Origin of the sequence: Paenibacillus sp. VCA1 (assembly GCF_031583795.1) — a bacterium.
Classification (GTDB): Bacteria; Bacillota; Bacilli; order Paenibacillales; family Paenibacillaceae; genus Paenibacillus_AQ; species Paenibacillus_AQ albilobatus.
Genome location: NZ_JAVLSX010000004.1, coordinates 132297 through 156851, shown reverse-complemented (window position 1 = coordinate 156851; position 24555 = coordinate 132297). Strand labels below are relative to the sequence as shown.

Genomic DNA, 24555 nt, shown 5'->3' with positions numbered 1-24555 from the left:
TTCGTCCTTTACGATTAAGGATGAAAGTCTTTTTTGCATTCCCGGAGCATCTCCCGTTATCGTTCCGTGCACGCCACTCCTGTCGCGGAACGTAAATTCTCATGTGTATGGCGTACCGTTAAAGCGAAATTATTGAAATGGAAGTGATGAATGATGTCGACGCGCGTCGTCGTCAAAATAGGAAGCAGCTCGCTGACGTCCTCCGAAGGGGGGCTCAGCCGGGATGCCGTCGCGTTTTTCGCAAGCGAAATCGCAGCCCTGAAAAAGGAAGGCGCCGAAGTTTTGCTGGTTACCTCCGGAGCGGTGGCTGCCGGATTCCGGGCGATCGGCTACAGCTTCCGCCCCAAGCTACTGCACGAAAAACAAGCCGCGGCCGCCGTCGGGCAGGCGCTGCTTATGCAGGCATATCAGGAAGCTTTTGCCGCGCACGGCATCACGACCGCCCAAATTCTTTTGACCCGCACCGACTTCGGCAACCGGAAACGGATGAACAATGCGGGCATGACGATCGAGGAGCTGCTGAAGCAGGGCTCGATCCCCATTATCAACGAAAACGACACCGTTTCGGTGGATGAGCTGAAATTCGGCGATAACGACACGTTATCGGCCCTCGTCGCCAATCTGGTGAAGGCGCAAAACCTGGTGATCCTTACCGATATGGACGGCTTATATACCGGCGATCCGCGCAAACATCCGAATGCGGTAAGGTTCGACCATATCGAGGAAATTACCGACGAAATTTACGCGATCGCCGGAGGAGCCGGCTCTTCCGTCGGAACGGGCGGGATGCGCTCCAAAGTGGACGCGGCCAAAATCGCCACGCGCGGCGGCGTGCCCGTCTTCGTCGGCAAAGTGGACTCCCGCGGCGACTTGCGTCTGGCGGTTGCGGGCAGCGGAAAAGGAACGTATTTCGATACGCGGCTTCATTCCCTCCCGATGAAAAAGCAATGGCTTGGCTTCATGTCCACGCCGCATGGAACGCTCCGGGTCGACCCCGGGGCGGAGCAGGCGCTCGTAAACGGCGGGCACAGCCTTCTGCCGGTAGGCGTCAAGGTCGTGGAAGGACATTTTCAGGCAGGCGACGTCGTTGAAGTGCTGAGCCTTGACGGTGCCGTGCTCGGCCGGGGCATCGTCAATTACGACGACGAACAGCTGCAGAGAATTCAAGGCATGAGCAGCGCCGAAGTCATTCAGACGCTCGATATGGTCCATCGTCTCGAAGTGGTCCATAGGGACGAATGGATAACGTTAAAATAACGCCCTGGACTCGGCGCCTCAAAAAGTTTTGCTGCGAAATCCAGGAATCACGACATACTATCACCTGTAAACAAGGAGGAAGCTAATCATGAGCGAAGTCAAATCAAAAGCTGAAAAAGCGCGCGCTGCCGCAGCGGCCTTGAACCGGATGACCACGGAGCAAAAAAACGAGGCGCTGCAGCTGATGGCGGACCATCTGCGCAAACATCAGGCGGACTTGATCGCAGCCAATCAGGAGGATCTGGAGCGCGGTAAAGCGCAAGGCATCTCCCCTTCCCTGCTCGACCGGCTGGCGCTGAATCCGCAGCGGATCGAATCCATTGCCGAAGGGCTGGAGCAAATCATTTCGCTTCCCGATCCGATCGGGGATGTGTTGGACGATTTTGAACGGCCGAACGGACTGAAAATCAGCAAAATCCGCGTTCCGCTCGGAGTGATCGGCATCGTTTACGAAGCCCGCCCGAACGTAACCGTCGACGCTGCCGGGCTATGCCTGAAGGCGGGCAATACGGTCGTCCTGCGCGGGGGCTCGTCGGCATTATCGTCCAACCGCAAAATCGTGGAGGTGCTTCACGAGGCGCTCGGAGCATCTTCGCTGCCTGCGGACGCGATCCAGCTGATCGAAAGCGCGGACCGCTCTTCCGTGGACGAAATGCTCAAGCTGAACGGGCTGCTTGACGTCATCATTCCGCGCGGCGGCCAGGCATTGATCCGCAACGTCGTCGAAAACGCCACCGTGCCCGTCATCGAGACGGGAGCAGGCATCTGCCATACGTATATCGACGAAACGGCGGACAGCGCCATGGCCGAAGCGATCGCCGTCAATGCCAAAGTCCAGCGTCCTTCCGTATGCAACTCCATGGAGACGCTGCTCGTGAACAGCCGCTTCGCGGCGGGCCATCTCGGATCCATTGCGGACCGGCTGCGGCAGGAAAAGGTCGAAATCCGCGGCTGCGAGCGGACGCGGGAGCTCGTCTCTTGGGCCGTACCGGTCACGGAGCAAGATTATGCCACCGAATATAACGACTATATTTTGAACGTAAAAATCGTCGATACGCTGGATGAAGCCCTGGATCACATTTCCCGTTACGGCACCAAGCATTCCGAATGCATCGTGACGGAAAACGCCGGCCACGCCAAACGGTTTTTGCAAGAAGTCGACGCCGCGGCGGTTTACCATAACGCATCGACCCGCTTCACGGACGGCTTCGAATTCGGCTTCGGCGCGGAAATCGGCATCAGCACGCAGAAGCTGCATGCACGCGGCCCGATGGGACTTCCTGCGCTGACTTCAACGAAATACGTCATTCATGGCAGCGGGCAAATCCGCGGATAGTCCGCGGATGAACCCGGATGCCCAATCGATACACCGCAGGGAGGATGATATCACATGAGTCAACAGCAAGCGATGATCGCTGAATCTATTACCTTTTACGGCGCCGGCTCGATGGCCGAAGCCATCGTCAAGGGGCTGATCCACAAATCCGTCGTCCATGCGGCGAACGTTACGATGCTGAACCGCAGCAACGCCCGGCGCCTGGATGAGCTGCGGCAAAAGTACGGCGTCAACGTCAGCAACGATGCCGAGGCGCTCCCCGGCATTTTGCGGAACTCGCCGATCATCGTGCTTGCGATGAAACCGAAGGACGCGGCGGAGGCGCTCAAAAACCTGGGCCCGCTGCTCTCCGAGGATACGCTGATCGTTTCGGTCATCGCCGGACTTACGATCCGCACCATGCAGGATCTTCTCGGCCGCAAGCAGCCGGTGGCCCGCACGATGCCGAATACGTCCAGCTCCATCGGCCTTGGCGCGACGGGCATCTCCTATTCGAAGGAAATCAGCGACAAGCAGCGGCAGATCGTGACGTCTTTGTTCGGCGCCGTCGGCACCGTCACGGTCGTCGAAGAAGAAAAGCTTGAGATTCTTACGGGCATTTCCGGCAGCGGTCCGGCCTACATCTACTATATGATGGAAGCGATGATGGCCGCAGGCATCCGCGGGGGGCTCACGCCGCAGCAATGCCGCGAGCTGACGGTTCAGACCGTGCTCGGCGCCGCACGCATGGTGCAGCTGACCGGCGAAGAACCGGCCGCCCTGAGAGCCAAAGTCACCTCGCCGAACGGCTCGACGCAGGCCGCGCTGGAAACCCTGGACAAGGGGGATTTCTTCGAGACGGTGATCGCGGCGGTCGCCCGCTGCGCGGAGCGTTCCAAAGAGATGGGAGCAGCACTGAAGGAGGGAATTTCATGAGTTATTGCACAGCGACCTACCGTTTATATGACGATAAAGCCGATTTCCGCAAAAAAGCGGAATCGATCGCGGTCGGCATGACCGTCGGCAGCTGGACCGAGCTGCCGCAAGCCAAACGCGAATCGATGCAAAAACATCTCGGCCAGGTGCTGAACGTCGAGGTGCATGAGCCGGAAGGCGCGAAACCCGGCGAGCGGTACGCCGACGTGACGATCGCTTATCCGGACGTCAATTTCAGCAAAGACATCCCGGCGCTGCTCGTCACCGCTTTCGGCAAAATTTCGATGGATGGGCGGATCAAGCTGAACCGTCTCGGATTTTCGGACGAATATCTCTCCGCTTTCCCCGGTCCGAAATTCGGCGTCGCCGGCATCCGCGATCTGCTTGGCGTCTATGACCGGCCGCTGCTCATGAGCATTTTCAAATCGGTCATCGGACTCAACATGGACGAGCTGCGGGAGCAATTCGTGAAGCAGGCCCTTGGCGGCGTCGACCTGATCAAGGATGACGAAATCCTGTTCGAAAACGAGCTGACCCCGATCGAAAAACGCGTGGAGGTTTGCCTGAAGGCCGCGGAGGAGGCCGGCCGCGAAACCGGCAAAAAGCTGCTGTACGCCGCCAACTTGACCGGGCATACGTCCAACCTGAAAGCCCAGGCGCTTAAAGCGATCAACGCCGGCGCGAACGCCCTGCTGTTCAATGTCTTGTCCTACGGCTACGACGTGCTGCATGAGCTGAGCTCCGATCCGGAGATTACGGTGCCGATCGCCGCGCATCCGGCTTTGGCGGGCGCATTTTACCCGTCTCCGCATTACGGCATTTCCGCATCGGTGCTGCTCGGACAGCTGATGCGCCTGGCGGGCGCGGATCTGGTCCTGTTCCCTTCTCCGTACGGATCGGTCACGATGCCGCGCGAAGAAAACATGGCTATCCGGGACGAGCTCGTTACGGGAGCCCTGCCGCTCAAAACGAGCATGCCTGTGCCTTCGGCCGGCATCCATCCGGGACTCGTGCCGCTTATTTTGCGAGATTTCGGCCAAGATGTCGTCGTCAATGCAGGCGGGGGCATTCACGGGCATCCGATGGGAACGGAAGCCGGCGGACGCGCTTTCGTACAGGCGATCGAAGCCGCGCAGCGTTCCATTCGCCTGGCCGATTACGCCGAAGACGGCCATCCCGAGCTGAAAGCCGCCCTTGAGGCTTGGGGGGGAGAACGATGACAGCAGGCAAAAAGCCGGTCATTTTTTGCGATTTCGACGGCACGATCACCCTTTCGGACAATATCGTCGCGATCATGAAGGAGTTCAAGCCCGAAGGTTACGAGCCGATCATGCAGCGTACCGTCAATCAGGAGATTTCGCTGCGCGAAGGCGTCGGCGCCATGTTCGCCCTGCTCCCTGCGAGCAAAAAAGAAGAGATTGTCAACTTCGTGGTGAGCCGCGCAGGCATCCGCCAAGGTTTTCGCGAATTTCTCGATTACGTGAAGCAGGAGGGAATCGAGTTTTACGTGACCAGCGGCGGCATGGATTTTTTCATCGACCCGCTGCTGGCTCCGTTCGACATTCCAAGCGACCATATTTTTTGCAACAGCGCGGATTTTAGCGGGGACAACATCGAAATTCTCTGGCCTCACCCATGCCAGGATCCATGCCATAACGGCTGCGGGATGTGCAAAACGACGGTCATGCGCCGTTTTCCGGAGGAAAGGTACGAAAGGATTCTAATCGGCGACAGTCTGACGGATTTCGAAGGAGCCAAAATCGCCGATTTTGTCTATTCCCGGTCCATCCTGACCGACAAATGCGCCGAGCTTGGCGTCAAGCATGTGCCGTTCGGCGATTTTTTTGATATTATGAGCGATATGAAACAGAAACGACAACAAGGGGTGCGGTAAAATCATGACGTTTGCAAGCATCAGCCTGGAGCATAAACAGCAGGCGCTGGACGAGCTCCGGCAAATCAAGCAGCAGTTCGCCGCCAAAAACTGGTTTCCGGGAACCAGCGGCAATTTGTCCGTCCGCGTCGGCGATTTTGATCCCGAACATTTTTATTTTGCCATCACCGCCAGCGGCAAGGACAAATCGGCAAGCACGCCTGAGGATTTCCTGTTCGTCGACAAAAGCGGCCGGGCCGTGGAAACGACCAGCCTGAAACCCAGCGCGGAAACGCAGATCCACTGCGAAATTTACCGCCTGACCGGCTGCGGCGCCGTATTTCACGTCCATACGGTCTTCAACAATTTGATCAGCGAATGGTTCGGCGATCAAGGCGCGGTTCCGGCTCAAGGCATCGAACTGATCAAAGCGTTTAACATATGGGAGGAAAATGCCGCGATTTCCATCCCGGTGCTGCCCAACTTCGCCCACATCCCGTCGATCGCCGAACGTGTCGAGGGTGTGCTTGACCCGAACGTTCCGGGCATTCTCCTGCGCAACCACGGCATCTACGCCTGGGGAAAAAACGCGTTTGAAGCCAAAAAACATCTTGAAGCGTTTGAATTCATTTTCGAATATTTGTACCGCAGCATCCTGCTGAAAAACAGCGTGCCTTCCCTTAACCTCGACGGCCGCCGTTAACAGCATAAAAGAAAGCCGTTCCTCAGGGTCCGAAAGCCCGGGACGGCTTTTTTGATGGCATAAGAAAAGAAAAAAGTCTCGAAGCGATGGCTTCCTTATATCTCAAGGAGAATTTCCGCAAAACGCAATCTGTCTTCCGAGAAAGTACGCCGATAGATGTTTTTATCGCTTTCCGATGATTTCATCCTCGATGGCCGCCATCATCTCAAACGCTCCCCCCGACTGATTGGAACAAACCACCAGCGTGAACGATTGCTCGGGGTAATAAGCGGAATGAAAGCAAACGCCGGGATCATAACCCATAACATGATATTTTTGCGCTTCTCCGTTTGTCCCTTTTTTGATCCAGACGCCGTAACCGTAATGATCATCCCCGCCCGCATGGGCGTGAGTCTCGAGCAGCAGCTGGGTGTAGATTTCGCTAAGCAGGGCGTGATCCATTAGCGCGTTCCACAGCCGATCCATATCATGCACCGTGGCGAACGAGCCGCCGTCCGGCCCGCCTTTCGCAGGCAAAGAGTAAATGTTCGTTTTCCATGCCCCATCGCCAAGATCAATATAGCCGATCGCCGTATTGGCGGGAAGGGCGTCCATTTCAAAGTACCCGGACGATTCCATTCCAGCCTTTTGAAATATATTCTCTTGAACGTATGCGGCAAAATCCTGTCCGCTAATCTGTTGTACGATGCAGCCGAGCAATATGTATCCGGCATTGTTATAGTGGAATCTTTCCCCGACATGCAATTTCATCGGTTTATCTTGAAACAGCGGCAAAAAATCTAGGGGGTTCCGCATCCGGTACATCGGGCGCTCGAACCACAATCGCTCATAACCCTCCATCTCTTCCTCGTCGAAATAGTCGGAAATGCCGGATGTATGCGCCAGCAGATGGTGGATGGTGATCTTTTCGTCAAACCCCGGAAAATCAACATTCAGGCAATCTTTCACCTTGGAGTCAAACGAAAGCATTCCTTTCTCCACCAGCTGACAAACGGCTATGGCGGTAAACAATTTGCATCCCGAAGCGATCCCGTACCGAGTATTTGAATTGTTCCCCAGTGAATCGGAACGGTTGGCATACCCGAAGCTTATTTCTGCCAAAACATGTTGCTCCGCTTTGACGAGCACCGTTCCCGAAAAACGGTTTTGGTTTTGCAGTTCCTCGATTCGTTTTATAAGCTCTGCCTTCATATTGCCCTCCTATTTCATCGTCCGTGACGCACTACGTTCCTAACCTGTCCGCATGAATTTCCTTCAACAGCCGATCCGCCCGCTTTGCGCTGTCATACATCCAGGGAGGTGTTTTGGGATGACGAAGAATTTCTTCCGTCGTCATCCAGCTCACGGCTGCAACCTCACCCGGGCTTTTTCTAAAGGCGGTGCCTTGATCGTATTCGCAAAGAAAAACGATATTGATAACCGGACGACCCTCGTCCGTGACAAAAGAGGAGCTATGTACAAAATGCAGCTTTTCCTTAATGCGAACGCCGACTTCCTCGTCAATTTCCCTGCTTAAGGTCCGTTCCAAAATGTCTTGTGAAAATCCCTCCTGCTCCACCGTCCCGCCGACAAAAGACAACGTGCCGGCCGCATGCGTCTCCTCCGCCCCGCGTTCGATCACAAGCCATTTATCGTTCTGAAAAATTGCTCCTTCGACGTTAACGACGAACACTGTTTTTCCTCCCGCCCGTTTATTATTTGAGGATATTGCAAAAATCCAAAAAGCGGCTTCCAATGAGCAATATATAGAGCGAAACGGATGAATTCGTCTATATTTGTACCCTGGAGCGGCAGGAATCGAATGTTGCAAAATCCTGATTTAGCTGTCCATCTGTAGTTTACAAAACTCCATTTTGGCCATTGAATTCGATCGTTTCATCGCCTGCGCCGAATGTTTCAATCCCGATCATTTCCGGCCGAAACGAAAATAACCGGCTGCTTGCCGGCTATATCCTACGTCGATCATCCATTGTAGTTTTTCCAAGGGTTAGGCAACTTAAGTTTACCATCCTAAAGCCCGGTTGTGGCGGTAAACCTTTTTTTAAAAGCTCTTTACCGAAAATCCGAAGCTGTTTATTTTATGCTCCTAAGAAATGGATTTTAAATGCCCGACGGAAGCGAAATCCACGATTCTATACGTACCGCCTTCATCCTGTAACGTCGTTATGGAACATTCCGGAATCAACTCGCTTTGTACCGCAATGAAATTCGGATGCCAAGCTTCCAGTTCGTTCTCGGGAAAGGCATGAACCAAAAAATCGGTGATTAACCCTCCGTGCGTCACCAAAACAACGCTGCCCGGAGCCGGATATTGGGCCGCCAGTTCGGCCAATAAGGAGGATAAACGTTCCCCGGCTTGTTTTGCCGAATCGCCTACGGGCGGCATATATTCGGGTTCACGCGTACAACGCTCCCACATGGCGACAAACTCGTCAAAGCTTTGTCCCGGCAGGTCCCCCCAATTCGCGCGTTCCCGCAAACGGCGATCCGCATAAACGGGCGATTTCGTTGCCAACGCAATATGTTCGGCGGTTTCCCGGGCTCTGCGCAGCGGGCTGGAGTATACTGCGTCGATGGGCAACCCGGAGAAACGTTTACCCGTCGCCTGCGCTTGCATCACTCCCCTGGAGGTCAGAGGAACATCGCCAACGGCTTTTTCTTTCAATGCATGCCTTACAAGAAAAAAAGTCGTCATTTACAAGCCACCTATCCTTGTTTTAATAAACGTATGTGGGGAATGGCGCTTTTTTGCCGGGCTCGGGCAGGTTTAGGGATATATTCGGTTATGGCAAAAGTTATTGGGCAAGCGTCGAGACGCTGAACAGGTCATTCGCCCAAAATTTTGTTCACCGCTGCATCCTCGCCAACGCATGTTCGGTAAACAAGCGGTGCTTTTCGCGCATTTGCCGCTCGATGTCGGGCGGAAGCCCCCACTCGGACAAACCGGAAGCGGGCTTCAGCGCAGCGAACAGATCCCAAACAGGCAAAGCCGAATAATCCAAACCCGGATTTCGCGTTTGATACCGCTGCGTGAACCCGTCCATGGCATCGGTGCCGGAAGCCCATAACAGCTCGAGCCTGGCGTTCGCCAAATCAAATAACGGATCTCCGATCGCCGCATCCTCCCAATCGATCAATGACGCAATGCGGCCATCCTTCCAAATGACGTTTCCCGGCCAGAAGTCTCCATGCAGCAGCACGTCCCGGTTCGCTTGCGGCAAAGGCCAAACGGCCTCCAGCGCGTCCCGGATCCGCCCTTCGCTTAACGAGTCGTCCATCCGTTCCGGCCTTTTGTTCAGCCTGGCTTCACACCCATCGTTTTGTTTCGGAAGAAAATGAAGCGCATGCCGCTCCCATGCCACTTGATGGATATCCGACAACCGGTCCGCCAGCTGCAGCATGGCATCAGGCACATTTTCCATCGACCCGAGGACTTCGCCTTCCATGAACTCCGTGACCAGCAGCGGCGCACCTCCAAACCTATCCAAAGCGATATAAGGCGCGGGAACAGGCAGACCCGCCGCCTTTAAACGCTGCAGAAGCATAAATTCATGCTGCGCGATTTGAGGATTTCTGCTGCGATCGGCTTCGCCATGCCGGCGTGCAAGCAGTTTTCGCACAGCGCCGTCAGGCATTTCAACGTCAAGCCTCGTCACCTGGGCCGAAACGCCGCCCTGAAGCGCGCGCGTCCCAAGCAGCTTTGCTCCCGGTTCGATTAGTTGAACGACCTGCTCCCATTGCTCGCGTATCATGCGATCTACGCCAACCTTTTCCTGATCTGCTGCAAAACTTGTTCCTTTAACTCTGCTGACCGTGCCGAAAGCTCCGTCCCCGTTTCCTCGAATGAAGTCCGCACGCCGTCATCCTTCATGCTGCCAAGATTGATCTCGACGGTAATCCATGCGGACTGAACCGCTGCGTCCAGCATCAAAAGCGCGATGCCAAGATCCGAAATGACGTTTTTATTGACCTGGACGGTTACCCCGGCTAATGCCGACATGATTTCCAGACAGCGTTTCATCAGATGAAGCGGCACGGATGCCGCCTGTACCGCCGCTTGCTGCAGGGCGACGGAACGATGCCGTTTCTCCTCGTCGGTCCCTTTCGGCAGCGCGAGCGCGGCCATGTAGCCATTAAACGATTCCATATCCTTTTTCAAAAAAAGCTCCGCTTCGGCCATCGCGGCTTCCATCAGCTTTACGATGTCCGCCATTTTCTCCCGTACGGATTCGAACTTCGGTCCGCTCGTTATGTTGGCAACCATGGAGCCCATGGACGCGCCAAGCGCTGCAGCCAAAGCCGCCACGCTTCCCCCGCCCGGCGTCGGCGCGCTTGAAGCGGCCGCTTGCAAAAACCGCCGGACCGTTTGATCAAAAACCTGATTTTCTCCGCTCACGTCCTACACCTCTTTCGATTGCTCCTGCAGCCGGATGGCATGCAATAGATTTTCAAACAGCAGGACGGTCGTCAACGTCCCGACTCCGCCCGGAACCGGCGTCACTGCTTTGGCGGCATCCACGGCCTCGGGAACCGCATCGCCGACGATGCCGGTTGGCGTCTCGGAGATCCCGGCGTCGATGACGACCAGCTCCGGATGCAGCATGTCCGCGGTGATCAGCCCCGCGCACCCGGTGGCGGTCATCAAAATGTCCGCGCCTGCAATATGTTTGGCCAGATTTTGCGTATAGTAATGGCAGACGGTGACGGTCGCGTTTTCGCGAAGCAGCATCTGCATCAAAGGTCTGCCGACCGTTTCCCCGTGTCCGACAAGCACGACGTTTTTCCCTTGCAGCGAAAATCCGAAATGCTTCACGATCCGGATGCACGCCTGCGGCGTAGCCGGGTAAATGCCGGCGCCGCCCGTCATGCAGGCAAGTTTGTTTGCCGACGATATGCCGTCCACGTCTTTTTCCGGCCGGATGGCGTCGCAGCAAGTTTGCAGGCGAATATGCCTCGGAAGCGGCAGCTCCAGCATGATGCCGTGCACCGCCGGATCCCGGTTTAATTTCCCGATCTCGTCAAGCAGCCGCTGCTCCGTCACCTCCGGCTGAAACGTAATCAGGTCGAACGCGATGCCGAGCTGACGTGCTTTTTTCTCTTTCACTCTTGCATAATATGCCGACGCCGGATCTCCCTCAACCAAAATAACAGCCAGCCGCGGCCGAATCCCTTTCCCCTTGCAGCGGTTCACTTCCTCGATGATGGATTCGGATACTTCGCTCGCCAGCGGTTTTGTTTTTAACAGCATGCTCATTCCTGTCGCCTCCGATTTTGGTTTCAAACAAAAAAAGCATTCGGAAGGATGACCCTCCAAATACTTTTGCCCAGGCGTGCGGCTGTTATGATCCATGTGCTCCCTCGTGGTTCCCCACGTTACGCCAGTTACACATGGCCGAAAAGTTATCATGATTATCATTATTGTATCACAAAATTGCCGGTTATACGCTATCGATTTACCTATGTTCGTTCAGATTAAGTCCTCTTTCAAAATGCCGTAAATCTCCAGGTCAACGATCCCTTTGCCGGACCATAAAGACGCCTGCCTCAGTAGCCCCTCTTTTCTGAACCCGTTTTTCAGCAAAACCTTTTTGGACGCTTCATTCTGGGGCATCACTTCGGCCTGGATCCGGTTCACAAGGACTTCGTCGAACAAATACCGGGTGAGCGCTCGCAGCGCTTCCGTAGCAATTCCTTTTCCGTAATGCCGTTCGGCCAAAAAATATCCCACCGTCACCGAATTCACCTTCCGGTTCCAATCGCACGCTTCGATGATGCCCAGCAGCTTGTCGGGCTCCTGCACCGCAAAAATTCCCCATTTGATCCGGCTTTTTTTCAAAAAATCGCGTTCGAAATGCCCGATCATGTTTTTGACCGTCTCTTTGTTATGCTTCGGAATGATGCCGGCAATACGTAAAAACCTTGTCATTGTCATAGATTTCAAATACTTCTTCCAGATGTTCCGCACCGATTTTGTCCAAGATGAGCCTGTCTGATTTAATGACCGGAAACCGGCCGAATGGCGCTTCTGTGTTCATTTCTAACTCCTCCATAAGCCAAGCGATGGCTTCGCCGTTTTTAACCGCTTTTCTTGATCGGGACGTATAAATCCACCCTGCATTTCCCCTCCGCATCCTGCGCGGGATCGTTCAGGCAAAATTCCAGGCACGGGCGGTCATCCGCTTCGTATCCGCTGTTCGGGAGCCAAAGGCCGAATACGTTTTGGTACGCAAGCACAAATTGATCGATCGTGTCGTAAAAAGGATATACCGCAAACATGCCGCCGGGCAACGGCTTGAATCGAATCTCAGTTTCATCCTCCGCCATAAACCCTGCGGGCAGCGTGATGCAAGCATCATACCGGCAGCTATATTCGTCCACCAGCCCCCCATCGTCCAGCGATATCCCGATAAATTGCTGATTTTGCGGCGTCAATCCCCGCTCTGCGGCCCAGCGGCCCAGCTTGTCCCATGCGCTTCCGGTATCGAGATAGCTCCCGACATGCCGGACGTATGCGACGTTCAATGCCGGCAATTCTTTGATTTTTATCATTTGATTCCACGCCCTTTCTAGCAGCGAATGCTTACGATGTTGATTGTAAGCTTTCCCGGACGTCGTCTCTTCCTGTTTCTTGCTTGCTGCTTCCGAAAAATTGCTATGTTTCCCCTGATGCTTGCGCACGCCGGTTGGCGTCGTTCCGTAACGCTTTTTGAATAACGCATGATAAGCCGACAGCGATTCGAATCCGCATTCGTTTGCAACCGCGAGAACCGTCATGTTCGTTTCCGCCAGCAGCCTTACGGACTTTTCCAACCGTTTTCGGTTCAGGAAAGCCATCGGCGTCTCTCCCGTGACCGCGGCAAATATGCGGGAGAAGTGATATTTGGAGAAATTCGCCGCATGCGCCAAATGTTCGAGCGACAATTTTTGTCCGGCGTTTTCTTCCATATAACGAATAACCGCATCGATCCTGTTTTTATATTCCTCGTTTGTCACTACCGGATTCTCAGCCCTTTGCAAATGGTTACCAAAATTATACACGAAAGAAGCGGCTTCGGGAGGAGCGATCTGGATGAGGAAACATTTTTTGCGATCACCGATGGGAAAAAGACTTGTCACAAGGAGGACTCCTACTTTATACCGTATATACCGGTGCAGGACGTTCTCCAAGTGAACGACTTTGTCAAGTTTTTTTGGACGCGCATCCGCTAACGTGATTTATAGAATGCCTCGCCAGCCGCTTACATCGCATTGGCCGTATTTATTGTCACCCGCAGCAACCACCGAGCCGTCCGATTGAAGGCCGATGGTATGAGCGCAACCCGCCGCAACCGCCACGATATCGCGCCAGCGACTTACATTGCATTGGCCATATTTATTATCGCCCACGGCCGTCACCGTGCCATCCGATTTCAGACCAATGGTATGGCTGCTACCCGCCGCTATCGCCACAATGCCGCGCCAACCGCTTACGTCACACTGGCAATGATGATTTCGGCCCGCAGCCACCACTGTGCCATCCGATCTAAGGCCAACGGTATGCAGGTAACCGGCTGCAACCGCCACCATATCTCGCCAGCCGCTTACATCGCATTGGCGATACCGATTATTCCCCACAGCCGTCACCGTTCCGTTCAATTTAAGACCGACGATATGCCAATCACCGGCCGCGACCGCTGCCATTTCACGCCAGCCGCTTACATTGCATTCGCCTTCATGATTTCGACCGACAGCCACCACCGTGCCATCCGATTTAAGCCCAATGGTACGGCGCCAACCCGCCGCAACCGCCACGATATCGCGCCAGTCGTTTACATCGCATTGGCCATGCTTATTCCAACCCGCAGCCGCCACCGTGCCATCCGATTTAAGACCGATGGTATGAGCATTCCCCGTGTTTGTCGCCATATGAACATTACCCGCAGCGACCGCTACAATATGGTGCCAGCCGCTTACATCGCATTGGCTATATTTATTATCACCCACAGCAACCACCGTGCCGTCCGATTTCAGTCCAATGGTATGTCGGGGACCCGCCGCTATCGTATCTTTAGGCCACCGTTTCAAGTTTAACGCGGCTTCTTTCGGTGAAATGTAATCCATGTCTTCCCTCCTTGAATCAAGATCTATTTGAATCCCCTTTTCCCATGAAGTTGACCTCCCCGATATTTCCACTTTCAATTTCGATCCTATAACATTCATGCAAGATTTCATTTGATTAGCCAAGAAACCTTATGGGGACGGCCATCATTTTTAAAAATATTGCTGCCGTACTTTAAAGTTCGACTTTAAGGAAGGTTTTGCCTTTAAAAACGTATACGTCCTTCATCACTACACGTTTACGCGTTTACAGCCAAAAAGTCCTTTCTTCCAGCTATTCCGCAAACATCAAAAAAGGCCGCCGATGCTGTGCTCGGTAGCCTCACTTTAAGTTTCCGCTTAATCGTGTTTATGTCCTGAACCAAAGCCGATGATGTAGCCATCCAAATCCCGAACGGCAAAATCCTTCCATGCCCCCCAATCGTATTCCGTTATTACGGGTTCGGAAACGATGATCGCACCGTTAGTTTTGAGTTCATGATACAAGGCATCCAGTTCATCGTGGGTTTTTACGTAAGCGTATGTATTCCAGGTTCCTTTATTGGGCCGGACATCTTCGACGCTTTGCGCCTGGATCAGTTTAAAACCTAAACCAAAGTTGTCTCGGATGGCCCACTGTTCGTTCACTTCGCATCCCAACGCTTCCTCATAATACTTTCTGGACTTCAACATCCGAGACTAACAAGACGGTAAGTGAATTTTCAATTTTTGCTTTAACGATTTCGGCCATTGCGGAATCACGCTCCTGGATATGGTAATTAACCTAGTAACTACCTTAGCGAATGTATGTTCGTTTGTAAAGGAAAATTTGAACGATTTCACTCCGCCCGGCTGCCGTGAGTACCGGAACCCCTGTTGTTATAACCATCTTGGCCCTGTTTGTGTAACAGCTGCGTCAGGCAGTGGCACGGCGGTCTCTGCAGATTCCGCATTTCATCGGGATTGTTCCAATCCTTAATATTCGTCGTGTAGGCGCCACCAAATATAGGGCGGCGTTTGCGGCCAGCCTTCAGGCGAATCCTCCCAATTTTCCTGGCGACCGAACGGCGTTAGATCAAGGAGATTGAAATCCATGCGGAGCCTGTCGACACCGCGGTCTGTCGTGTAATAGGTGCGAAAGACTTTATCGTCATGTCGGAGAAATACACTTAGGCCGAATCCGTTGCCCGCACCGCAATCAACGTTGAAGTCGTTGCCGTTCGAAGAAAACCAGGGGACAGTCCAACCCATACGCGCTCTATACGGTTCAATCTGCGACAGCGGTGCGGGAGAAACCAGAACAAAGGTCGTATCGCGGGCATGTAGATGGGCAAGAAGGCCAATGTTGTCTACAAAAGACGAGCAACCTGGGCAAGGGCGGTCGGAACCCGGAGCCATCATGAAATGGTAGACGATAAGCTGGCGACGACCGTCAAAAAGATGAAGCAGGTTTCCCGTGCTATCCGGCCCTTCGAAACGGTAATCTTTATCGATCCGCACCATCGGCATCCGGCGGCGCTCTGCGGCCAGCGCATCCAGCGCACGAGTGAGTTCCTTTTCTTTGACGAGCAGCTTTTCACGAGCTGCCAGCCACTCTTCTTCTGAAACGACTTGCGGAAGTGCCGTTTTATCGGTTTCCATTTCCTTCCCCCTCAAAATGAATGATAAGTACTCCTATATAACCTAACATAATTGGTTTTATACGATTTCTCATGGATTGCTCATTTTAGCATGATGCAAAGGCTCGATAAAAGGAGAAGGTCATTTTACGAAACATCCGCCAAATAAAACCCTCAAATTGACAAAATTAACCAAAAAAGAGCTAATAAAAAAAGCCCCATGTAAACGGGGCTTTTTCAACCTTTTACAAAAGCTTCAACTTTCGCTGCTCCTCCTCGGTAAACACCCGGGAACGCGTCAAAAATCTTTTTCCTTCCGGCCCTTCCAGCGAAAACATGCCTCCCCGTCCCGGAACGACGTCGATGATGAGCTGCGTAAACTTCCAATACTCGTATTGGGCTTTGCTCATATAAAAAGGGGCGCCTCCGATCTCTCCCATCAGCACATCGCTGTCTCCGACGAAAAATTCCCCCAACGGATAACACATCGGCGAGCTGCCGTCGCAGCATCCGCCCGATTGATGAAACATGACCGGCCCGTGTTTGGATCGCAGCAGCCCGATCAGTTCCAGTGCGGCATCGGTAGCAACGACCTTGCGAACCTCACTGACCTCTGGCGACATAGCCGGTTCCTCTACTTAAAAGAAACCCAGCGCGTTCGGGCTGTAGCTGACCAGCAGGTTTTTCGTCTGCTGATAATGGGAAAGCATCATCAGATGGTTTTCGCGGCCGATCCCCGACGATTTGTAACCACCAAACGCCGCATGCGCCGGATACGCGTGATAGCAGTTCGTCCATACTCGTCCCGCCTGAATTTGGCGGCCGATCCGGTAGGCGGTATTCACGTCGCGCGTCCATACGCCGGCGCCCAGGCCGTAAAGCGTATCGTTGGCGATGGCGAGCGCTTCTTCCTGATCCCGGAACGTCGTCACCGCCACGACCGGCCCAAAAATCTCCTCCTGGAAAATTCTCATGTTGTTTTGCCCTTTCAAAACCGTCGGCTGGATGTAATATCCGTCGGAAAATTCACCGGGGATGGATGCCCGGCCTCCGCCGATCAAGCACTCCGCACCTTCCTGTCTGCCGATGTCGATATAGCTGAGGATTTTTTCCATTTGCTCGGTGGACACCTGCGCCCCGATCATCGTGGCCGAATCCAGCGGATTGCCCTGTTTAATGGCGGCAACTCTCTTTAATGCCCGTTCCATAAATTCATCATAAACGGATTCCTGAATGAGTGCCCGGGACGGACAAGTGCACACTTCCCCCTGATTCAGCGCAAACAATGTAAAACCTTCGAGCGCTTTATCGAAAAACGCATCGTCTTTGGCCATGACGTCTTCAAAGAAAATGTTCGGCGATTTGCCGCCAAGCTCCAGCGTCACCGGAATAAGATTTTGCGAGGCATACTGCATAATGAGCCGTCCTGTCGTCGTTTCTCCCGTAAAAGCAACCTTGGCGATTCTGCTGCTGGAAGCAAGCGGTTTTCCCGCCTCAAGTCCAAACCCGTTAACGACGTTCACGACGCCGGGCGGAAGCAGGTCTTCAATCAGCTCGATGAACACCATGATGGAAGCCGGGGTTTGCTCCGCCGGTTTCAGCACCACGCAATTGCCTGCCGCCAGCGCCGGAGCGAGCTTCCAGGTCGCCATCAGCAGCGGGAAATTCCACGGGATGATTTGGCCGACAACCCCGAGCGGCTCATGAAAATGGTACGCCACCGTATCATCGTCGATTTGGCTGAGCGTACCTTCCTGCGCCCGGATACATCCGGCGAAATACCGGAAATGGTCGATGGCGAGCGGCAAATCCGCGGCCAGCGTCTCCCGGACCGGTTTGCCGTTGTCCCATGTTTCGGCTACGGCAAGCATCTCCAAATTGGTTTCGATCCGGTCCGCGATCCGGTTCAATATATTCGCCCGCTCCGCGACGGAAGTCCGGCCCCAGGCGGCTTTCGCTTCATGCGCGGCGTCGAGCGCCAGCTCGATGTCTTCGGCCGTCGAACGGGCCACCTCGCAAAATACGCGGTTATTCACGGGCGAAACATTTTCAAAGTATTGTCCTTGCACGGGAGGTACCCATCTGCCGCCAATGAAATTGTCGTAACGTTTTTTGAATGCTACCTTTGCTCCGTTTTGTCCCGGTTCAGCGTATACCATTTCCATAACAGCCTCCTCTAATCAAAATGTTGCTGCCATGCAGCCTGGATTCGTAGAAGATCGCCCGAGCATGTCCAACTTATATATATGGGCGGATCACGGAATCTAGTCCTCTTTTTTAGAGAAAAGCTTACAAGGAATGTTCATGGCATGACATGCCCCGCATTGCCGGAAAAACAAAAGAATCCGCCCCTCCGATCCTCGCCTTCGCAGGCGAACCATGGAGGAAACGGATTCCTATTAGATGAAATGATCAGCTGAGCCGCACTTTCCGGAACGGGCTTAAACGGGAAAACATCAGCTTCGCGAAAACCGCTTGATTGTCCGCGACGTAGCCGACTCTCTTATGCCCGTAAGAATAAACGGCTCCTGCCGCAAATCCCGCCATATAATCGTTCCATTCCGAGTAGCTTTCTTTCGCCAATCCGACGAACCGGGCGATATGATCCCACTTTCCCTCTTCGGTCAAATAATCCATTTTACGGGCGGCGCAGCAAATAAACACGCCCCAGCTGTAGTCGTATGCCGCAATTCCCCCGGCAGACAAACGTCCCACATATTGATTGGCGACGGACAGCTTATGCTTTTGAATCGGATCTTCCGTTTCTTCAATTTGACGGGCACGTTTTTCGGCGGACAACACGGACAACATCCCGCTCGTCTCCGCAAATTCTTTCCTCATCCCATCCGACGCGAACCAATCCAGAACATCTCTTAAGCCAGCTGCGTTTTCAATATTCCATAACTTTAACGTTTTACGGTTAAACGATCTTTTGGAAAAAGACCTTGAAGAGTTTTGAATATGATACTCAGCATAACGCCCTTCGATGCAAAGCGCCGTCATCGCGTCGACGTATGGCTGCAAACGCGCGGCAATCTCCGTAATTTGTTCCATGTTTGCTCCCTCCTTGTCAAACCTTAATTGAAACGCAAACAGCGCCATACTCTCCGAACTTCGCCCCATATGGATATGTACAATAACACAATGACCACAAACAGGATATAAAATTTCCACGGAATCCCGACATGCCCGGAACGAGTCGGTGCTTTAACCGCGTTCACGTATTTCTCGGGTACCGGGTTCATTAGAGGGTGATTCAACGGACGCTCTTTTATTTTTTCAAGCTTTTTGATGATTTCATCCACTTTGTTTTCTCCCGTGGCATCCGTCGTTACGGCTTCGACCTCCGGGGGTTGCCTTTTCCATGCTTGATATTCGCTTACGATATCCGGGTCGACATCCTGAACCGTTCCCTTCAGTTCGATCCGATGGTTGTCGTAAATCTGTTTGGCCTGATCATAATCCGTGAGGACGATCAGCTGCTTCCCGTTCAGCTCTCCCACGCATAAATAACCTGTGATGGCCGATTCCAGCCCCTGCTTTTTGATCTCGCTCCCTTTAACGTACTTGATCTCCTCTTCATCGTCCTCCGTTACCTTCACTTGCACGATGCCCGTATATTCGGCTTGATCGAGCGCGAAACGAACGCCGTCCACTTTCGCCGGCAGGCGGACCAGTTCTTCGATGGAAGTCACGGTTTGGATTTCCGGCGCCTTGCTGGCATCGGCAAAATACCCGATGATGCTTTCTCCCGTATAATTTTTGAACGAGGATGCCGTATAAAGCTGAAGAAAAATGAGAACGATCAGGCTGAACCATTTGCCGGTGACCAGAAAAAAACCGCCCAGCTTGAGACGTTGGCCGATCGTTTTTTTCCCGAGCGCTTGCTTCAGCCGCTTCCGTTCCGCCCGGCCGCCATGAGCCTGTCCGGACTCCAACGCGTTCAGCTTTTGCCTATTGATGTCCGCAACAGCCAATACCGCATCGATATCGTCCGGCTGAAGGTCCAGGATTCGTTTATACATTTCATACGCGTTGTCGTATTCTCCCAGCATCCTGTAACAGCGCCCCGCTAGGGACAACGCTGCAATGTAGGAAGGATGACGCTCCAACACCCGGTTCAGATCGTGAAGGCATGCGTTAAGGTCGCCACGCTCGTAAAACGCCCGCGCCCGGTACATGTAACCGTCGATTTCGTCAGGCTGCAGCCGTACCAGCAGGTCGCTCGCCTGCAAAGCGTTGTCCGCATCTCCCGTTTGCGCATAACATGCCGCCAGCAGCCGAACGGCATCCGGATCCTCCCCGAAAATTTCCGAGGCATCTTCCAGCAGCTGCTTGGCCGTTTCATAATCCCGCTCCAGCATAGCCAGCAGCCCTTTTTCCCGCATCCACAAAAAATCGTCGACGACGGATTCCTCCGCCTGCAAAAGCGCCGTATAACCCAAATGCAGCAACGGAGGTTTGGCCACCGCATAGGCGTAAACGTTCGGAAATTCGTCCTTGAAATCCTCCGGATCTTCACCGGCCGTTTCGCTCCAATGAAAGGTATTTTCAAGCAGCGTCCAAACGGCCTCGGGCACAAAAGGATTCTCCTCCATAAAATAAAGCAATTGGATGGAAACATTGGACTGCGTGCCCACGTTCCACATGACGTCGGAATTCAGCTGCTCCATCCAACTTTCGGGGTCAATCCGGGAAGGAAAATGATCGTACAACGATTCGATCCGTTCCATGAATCGTTCCAGCGAATCGGCCGGCTCGGGCGGCAGGTTCTGTCCGAAATCGGTCAATCGGCGATGAACATACGTTGTTTCGTATTCGTTTTCGATATCGGGTTCGGTCTCCGCCTCCGTCTCAATTTCAGGCTCAATTTCAGGCTCGGTCTCAATTTCGGACTCCGTCTCTGTCCCGAACGCATCCTGACCGATCTCCTCCGGATCGAATTCGTCCTCGTTCCTGCCATCCGTATGCCGGGTGTTTTCCGTTTCCACGAAAGAAGGCCTTGCATCCTCCTCTTGCCCTTCCGATTCCGCCATGGACAGGCCCGCCGCTTTTTTGCGCCGCTCTTTGGCCAGCTTCAACGCATGATCATAGGCTTCTCTTAGCTTCTGATACCCTTCCGGATCGTCCTCGGGATGATGCTGCTTTAGCTTGGCCGCATAGGCCCTTTTAATTTTGGCTGCATCATCCGTCGCCTCAATCCCGAGAATGTTCCATATCTGCATTAATAATCACGCCACCTTTCGAGCTCCTCCAGCTGTTTCTTAAATACCGCGGCCGCTTTTTTGACGTCCTGCTCGTTTTGCGAAGCCAGCACCTGCTCGAATCTTTCCAGCAAAAAGGCGATTTCCGATCGTCTTTCCCCGAGCGACTCTTCGTACAGCCGTTCGCCCTTGGCCAGAAGGAGACGGTTTTCCGTCCGTTCACGGGGATGGATTTTGATGTCTTTCAGCTCTTTCAACCGTTCTTCGATTTCCTTCAGGGTAAGCTTGCCAGGATTTTTCTCGATGATCGTTTTTTGTTTGACTCCAGTGCTCAGGACAGTAACCTCAACTTCAAGAATCCCGTTGATGTCGTACGTGAACCTCACATCAATGGACTGGTTGCCCGCTTCGTCGGCCGGGATTTGCACCTCCAGCTCGCCAAGGTAGATATTATTTTCCACTTTGCGGCTTTCGCCTTGGTAGATCGCAACCCGAATGCTTTTTTGCTGATCGTGGATGGTGCTGTAGGATTCCACTTTGCTGACCGGGATCGGCGTGTTCCGTTCGATGATCGGGCTAAAATGGCCGCCGTCGTAACGGCCGCCACCAAGCGGCTTTGTCGTTTCGATGCCAAGCGTATACGGGCATACGTCCGTCAGCACGACCTCTTTTAAAGCTTCGTCCCTTTGCTTGAGCGCCACCTGGATCGCCGCTCCCAAAGCAACCGCTTCATCCGGGTTGATCTGGTTAAAGGGCAGCCTGCCGAACATGCGGCTGACGACCGATTTGATGAGGGGCATGCGCGTCGCGCCGCCGATCAAAATGACGGCATCCAGATCATCCGGCGCAAGTTCCGCGTCGCGCAGCGCGCGTTCGATCGGGTGGCGGAGCCGAAGCATCAGCTGACCGGCGATTTTCTCGAATTCGTTCCTGTCGATGGTCGATTCGCATGTCTTTTCTCCCAACGTAAAGCTCATCTGCCCGTATGACCCGCTTCCGATCATGCGCTTGCAGACCTCGGCTTGTTTGAATAAAGCGGAACGCTCTTTGGCATCCAACGCCTGAATGTCGATAACGTGCTTTTCGGCAAACCAGGATACTAGCAGTTCCGTAAAATCCTCGCCGCCCAAATAATTGTCCCCGGCGATCGACTGCACTTCCATGACACCTTCGAAAAATTCCAAAATCGACACGTCGAACGTGCCGCCGCCCAAATCAAAGACGAGAAACTTCGTTTCCGACTGTCGTTGATGCAGCCCGTAAGCGATCGCCGCGGCCGTCGGCTCGCTGATCAGCCGCTCGACCTTGAGGCCGGCGATTTCCGCCGCCCGCTTCGTGGCCTTGCGCTGGGTATCGTTAAAATACGCCGGAACGCTGATGACCGCCTCCGTCACCTCATGGCCGAAGAAGGCTTCCGCATCCGCTTTTAAGGACTTGATGACAAACGAAGAAAGCTCTTCCGGCGAAAACGAATATGTGCCGAGACGGAAAATCTTTTCCGTCCCCATATATCTTTTGAACGCGGCGGCCGTCAGCTCCGGATGGGTGATCAGCCGCTCCTTGGCGATTTGTCCGACCAAAATTTCTCCGTTTTCGTCGACGCTGACGATGGAAGGGGTCAGCCGTTCCCCAAGCACATTCGGAATAATGGCCGGCCCCTCTTCCGTCCAATATGCGACAAGGCTGTTCGTAGTTCCTAAATCAATGCCAATCATTGTCACGACTCGATTACCTCATTCCAAGAAACGATTTTTTAGTGAAATAAATAAGAGATTCCAAAAGATGGGAACACAATCTTTATTATAACAAGCAATCCTCCCCCAAAAGTAGCTTCGAAAGTAATATAAAGCACGAAACACCGATGCTCTCTATCCTTCGCAATTGAGTATTTTAGGACGTTCAAACTATTTTTTTATGGTCTTATTTTCCTAAAAGCACAAAAAACCCGCTGCTTGTTTAGCGCGGGCATTCAAACTCGTATCTTCCTCTTATTTTCGTTTCAAAATCCCTAGATAGTCGCTCCAAGGCCCGACGTCCGCCCTGTACCTTTCAGCCATGACCCTTACGATTTGAGCCATGTGCGTAAAATCATGAACGACCCAGGTCGACAGCAGCTCGCGCAGCTTGACCACGCCGAATTCGGGATGCCGCCCGGCCAGTTCCAGATGCCGCGACGGATCGACAAGCTCCTTGAGCCTGTCCAAATTACGCATTCTTTCGCTTTTAAACTGATGCAGCTTCTGCCCGATCGAGCCTTGCGGCTTGTCATGGATATGGGCAAAACGGTCAAACGGGGGAAACGGCTTTCCTTCGCCTTCCTTCAGGATGGATTCCAGCCGCGGCATCCAATTGCTTTTTTCCGCCTCGATCAGATGTTCAATCACTTCAGTGGCGTTCCATGTCCCTGCGCCTTCATTGCTCGCAAGCCAACCCTCCGATAATCCCGAGCAAAAAACTTCGAGCGTTTGGGGCGTCCGCTCCAAAATCTCCACTGCTTCCTTCAGATTAAAATTCATCGGAATTTCCTCCCCTGGCAGAACGACCTCGTATAATGACCGAAAACCGTTACTCACGCAAATGGCGATTCGCACCTATTTTACCAAAGAACAGCTCTCCACTATTTTACATTTTCGAATTCCAAAATCAATCCGCAAGCGCGCGTCTAATATTGTTGATGGCTTCGTCCGCGATGGCCTCATCCCGATCGGTGACGGCCTGGAGCAGGATCATCATCGGAATAAAAACGGCGATCAGCCGGGCAAGCAGCTTCGTCTCCCCATCGATCCCTCCATAGACCTGAAAAAAGGACGTTCTTGCTGCCGGAGGAAGGAAGCTGTAGGCGATATTGAGATCGCAGGCCGGATGTCCGATGTTGATGTCTCCCCAATCGATAATGCCCGAGATGCGTCCTTTTTCGTCCACCAGCATGTTTTTGAAATGAAGGTCGCCGTGAAGGAAAACCTCTTTGGGCTCAACGCGATCCGTCGTCAACTGCTGCAAATAGTCCGAAATAAGCCGATAATCCTCGCCACGGATATAGCCTTTCAGATCGGCCAGATGTCTGACCATTTTCTCTTTTCGGGAGGCCAGATCGGTGAGGTTCCGGCGGTCGCTCGGAGCGCCGTTTTCCCTGGCGGTAAGTACCGGGAACGCATGCAGCTCCTTTAAAAACTTCGCCAGCGTCCGGGCCGATGACAGCCGCTGCCCATCCGTCAATCCGATCGGATACGTTCCGGGCAAATATTCATACCCTAGAAACGGCGGTGGATATTCGGAGGTTCCTGCCCCGTAAAACAACGGTTTCGAATACGGAATGGTGATCCGATCGGCAAGCATCGGCAATAGTTTGCCTTCCGTTTCAAGCAGCGGTACCGCGATGCTTCTTCTCGGAAAACGAAAAACGTAACGGTCTCCGACAAGATACACCGTGTTGTCCCAGCCATGGCCAAACAGCCGGACGGACTCTTGCGAAAGCTGCGGAAACTGGCTGTATACAAGATGCTTCGCCAGAGCCTCGGATACTTCCCATTCCGCATCCCATGGGTTTGAACCCGACATGTTGCATGCCTCCT

23 protein-coding genes, 1 pseudogene and 1 riboswitch are annotated in these 24555 nt (G+C 53.5%); of the genes and pseudogenes, 6 read left to right on the top strand and 18 right to left on the bottom strand.

Annotation, left to right across the window (positions count from 1 at the left end):
- The first annotated feature begins 153 nt into the window (after positions 1-153).
- From proB to RJP21_RS09950, 6 genes are all read left to right on the top strand, one after another.
- Complete coding sequence (proB, locus tag RJP21_RS09975) at positions 154-1257, top strand: glutamate 5-kinase (RefSeq protein WP_310859454.1); 1104 nt, start codon at positions 154-156, stop codon at positions 1255-1257.
- A gap of 88 nt (positions 1258-1345) precedes the next feature.
- Entirely contained in the window at positions 1346-2593 is a 1248-nt protein-coding gene (locus RJP21_RS09970) for a glutamate-5-semialdehyde dehydrogenase (protein WP_310859136.1), read from the top strand.
- A 54-nt stretch (positions 2594-2647) separates the two neighbouring features.
- Positions 2648-3508 (top strand): pyrroline-5-carboxylate reductase, encoded by an 861-nt coding sequence (gene proC / locus RJP21_RS09965; RefSeq protein WP_310859135.1) that lies wholly within the window; start codon positions 2648-2650, stop codon positions 3506-3508.
- The gene (locus RJP21_RS09960; RefSeq protein ID WP_310859134.1) at positions 3505-4728 is read left to right on the top strand and encodes a 2,3-diketo-5-methylthiopentyl-1-phosphate enolase; all 1224 of its coding nucleotides are present in this window, start codon (positions 3505-3507) and stop codon (positions 4726-4728) included. Before proC ends, RJP21_RS09960 begins: the two co-directional genes overlap by 4 nt.
- The gene (locus RJP21_RS09955; protein ID WP_160041443.1) at positions 4725-5402 is read left to right on the top strand and encodes a 2-hydroxy-3-keto-5-methylthiopentenyl-1-phosphate phosphatase; all 678 of its coding nucleotides are present in this window, start codon (positions 4725-4727) and stop codon (positions 5400-5402) included. The genes RJP21_RS09960 and RJP21_RS09955 overlap by 4 nt, the downstream gene beginning before the upstream one ends.
- A 4-nt stretch (positions 5403-5406) precedes the next feature.
- Entirely contained in the window at positions 5407-6084 is a 678-nt protein-coding gene (locus RJP21_RS09950; RefSeq protein WP_310859133.1) for a methylthioribulose 1-phosphate dehydratase, read from the top strand.
- 162 nt (positions 6085-6246) lie between these two features.
- Here RJP21_RS09950 and RJP21_RS09945 read toward each other — a convergent pair whose 3' ends face one another.
- The 18 genes and pseudogenes from RJP21_RS09945 to RJP21_RS09860 form a co-directional block, all read right to left on the bottom strand.
- On the bottom strand, positions 6247-7275 hold the full coding sequence (locus tag RJP21_RS09945) for a serine hydrolase domain-containing protein (protein ID WP_310859132.1): 1029 nt from the start codon (positions 7273-7275) through the stop codon (positions 6247-6249).
- 31 nt (positions 7276-7306) lie between these two features.
- Entirely contained in the window at positions 7307-7756 is a 450-nt protein-coding gene (locus RJP21_RS09940) for an NUDIX hydrolase (protein ID WP_310859131.1), read from the bottom strand.
- A gap of 414 nt (positions 7757-8170) precedes the next feature.
- A complete protein-coding gene (locus tag RJP21_RS09935; protein WP_310859130.1) occupies positions 8171-8779 on the bottom strand; it encodes a histidine phosphatase family protein in 609 nt (202 codons plus the stop codon).
- A 151-nt stretch (positions 8780-8930) separates the two neighbouring features.
- Entirely contained in the window at positions 8931-9836 is a 906-nt protein-coding gene (locus tag RJP21_RS09930; protein ID WP_310859129.1) for a phosphotransferase family protein, read from the bottom strand.
- 5 nt (positions 9837-9841) lie between these two features.
- Positions 9842-10480 carry a cyclodeaminase/cyclohydrolase family protein gene (locus RJP21_RS09925; RefSeq protein ID WP_310859128.1) on the bottom strand — a complete coding sequence of 213 codons (639 nt, stop codon included), beginning with the start codon at positions 10478-10480 and terminating at the stop codon, positions 9842-9844.
- Positions 10481-10483: 3 nt separating this feature from the next.
- The gene (locus RJP21_RS09920) at positions 10484-11338 is read right to left on the bottom strand and encodes a bifunctional 5,10-methylenetetrahydrofolate dehydrogenase/5,10-methenyltetrahydrofolate cyclohydrolase (protein ID WP_310859127.1); all 855 of its coding nucleotides are present in this window, start codon (positions 11336-11338) and stop codon (positions 10484-10486) included.
- Between the two features lie 61 nt (positions 11339-11399).
- Positions 11400-11480, bottom strand: a riboswitch (ZMP/ZTP riboswitch).
- A 71-nt stretch (positions 11481-11551) separates the two neighbouring features.
- Positions 11552-12119, bottom strand: a pseudogene (locus RJP21_RS09915) (GNAT family N-acetyltransferase).
- 40 nt (positions 12120-12159) lie between these two features.
- Positions 12160-13200, bottom strand: a complete 1041-nt coding sequence (locus RJP21_RS09910; RefSeq protein ID WP_310859126.1) for an AraC family transcriptional regulator — start codon at positions 13198-13200, stop codon at positions 12160-12162.
- 99 nt (positions 13201-13299) lie between these two features.
- Positions 13300-14184 carry an RCC1 domain-containing protein gene (locus RJP21_RS09905; RefSeq protein WP_310859125.1) on the bottom strand — a complete coding sequence of 295 codons (885 nt, stop codon included), beginning with the start codon at positions 14182-14184 and terminating at the stop codon, positions 13300-13302.
- Between the two features lie 336 nt (positions 14185-14520).
- A complete protein-coding gene (locus RJP21_RS09900; RefSeq protein ID WP_310859124.1) occupies positions 14521-14808 on the bottom strand; it encodes a VOC family protein in 288 nt (95 codons plus the stop codon).
- A 327-nt stretch (positions 14809-15135) separates the two neighbouring features.
- Positions 15136-15801, bottom strand: coding sequence for a DUF899 domain-containing protein (locus RJP21_RS09895; RefSeq protein ID WP_310859123.1), 666 nt, complete (start codon positions 15799-15801; stop codon positions 15136-15138).
- Between the two features lie 223 nt (positions 15802-16024).
- On the bottom strand, positions 16025-16402 hold the full coding sequence (locus RJP21_RS09890) for a DUF779 domain-containing protein (RefSeq protein WP_310859122.1): 378 nt from the start codon (positions 16400-16402) through the stop codon (positions 16025-16027).
- A 15-nt stretch (positions 16403-16417) separates the two neighbouring features.
- Positions 16418-17938, bottom strand: a complete 1521-nt coding sequence (gene adh / locus RJP21_RS09885) for an aldehyde dehydrogenase (RefSeq protein ID WP_310859453.1) — start codon at positions 17936-17938, stop codon at positions 16418-16420.
- A gap of 253 nt (positions 17939-18191) precedes the next feature.
- Complete coding sequence (locus RJP21_RS09880) at positions 18192-18833, bottom strand: DUF1266 domain-containing protein (protein ID WP_310859121.1); 642 nt, start codon at positions 18831-18833, stop codon at positions 18192-18194.
- A 23-nt stretch (positions 18834-18856) separates the two neighbouring features.
- Positions 18857-21004 carry a J domain-containing protein gene (locus tag RJP21_RS09875; RefSeq protein WP_310859120.1) on the bottom strand — a complete coding sequence of 716 codons (2148 nt, stop codon included), beginning with the start codon at positions 21002-21004 and terminating at the stop codon, positions 18857-18859.
- Positions 21004-22704 (bottom strand): molecular chaperone HscC, encoded by a 1701-nt coding sequence (locus tag RJP21_RS09870; protein WP_310859119.1) that lies wholly within the window; start codon positions 22702-22704, stop codon positions 21004-21006. Before RJP21_RS09870 ends, RJP21_RS09875 begins: the two co-directional genes overlap by 1 nt.
- 267 nt (positions 22705-22971) lie before the next feature.
- The gene (locus RJP21_RS09865) at positions 22972-23499 is read right to left on the bottom strand and encodes a DinB family protein (RefSeq protein WP_310859118.1); all 528 of its coding nucleotides are present in this window, start codon (positions 23497-23499) and stop codon (positions 22972-22974) included.
- Positions 23500-23626: 127 nt separating this feature from the next.
- On the bottom strand, positions 23627-24541 hold the full coding sequence (locus RJP21_RS09860) for a phosphotransferase (protein WP_310859117.1): 915 nt from the start codon (positions 24539-24541) through the stop codon (positions 23627-23629).
- Positions 24542-24555: the final 14 nt, after the last annotated feature.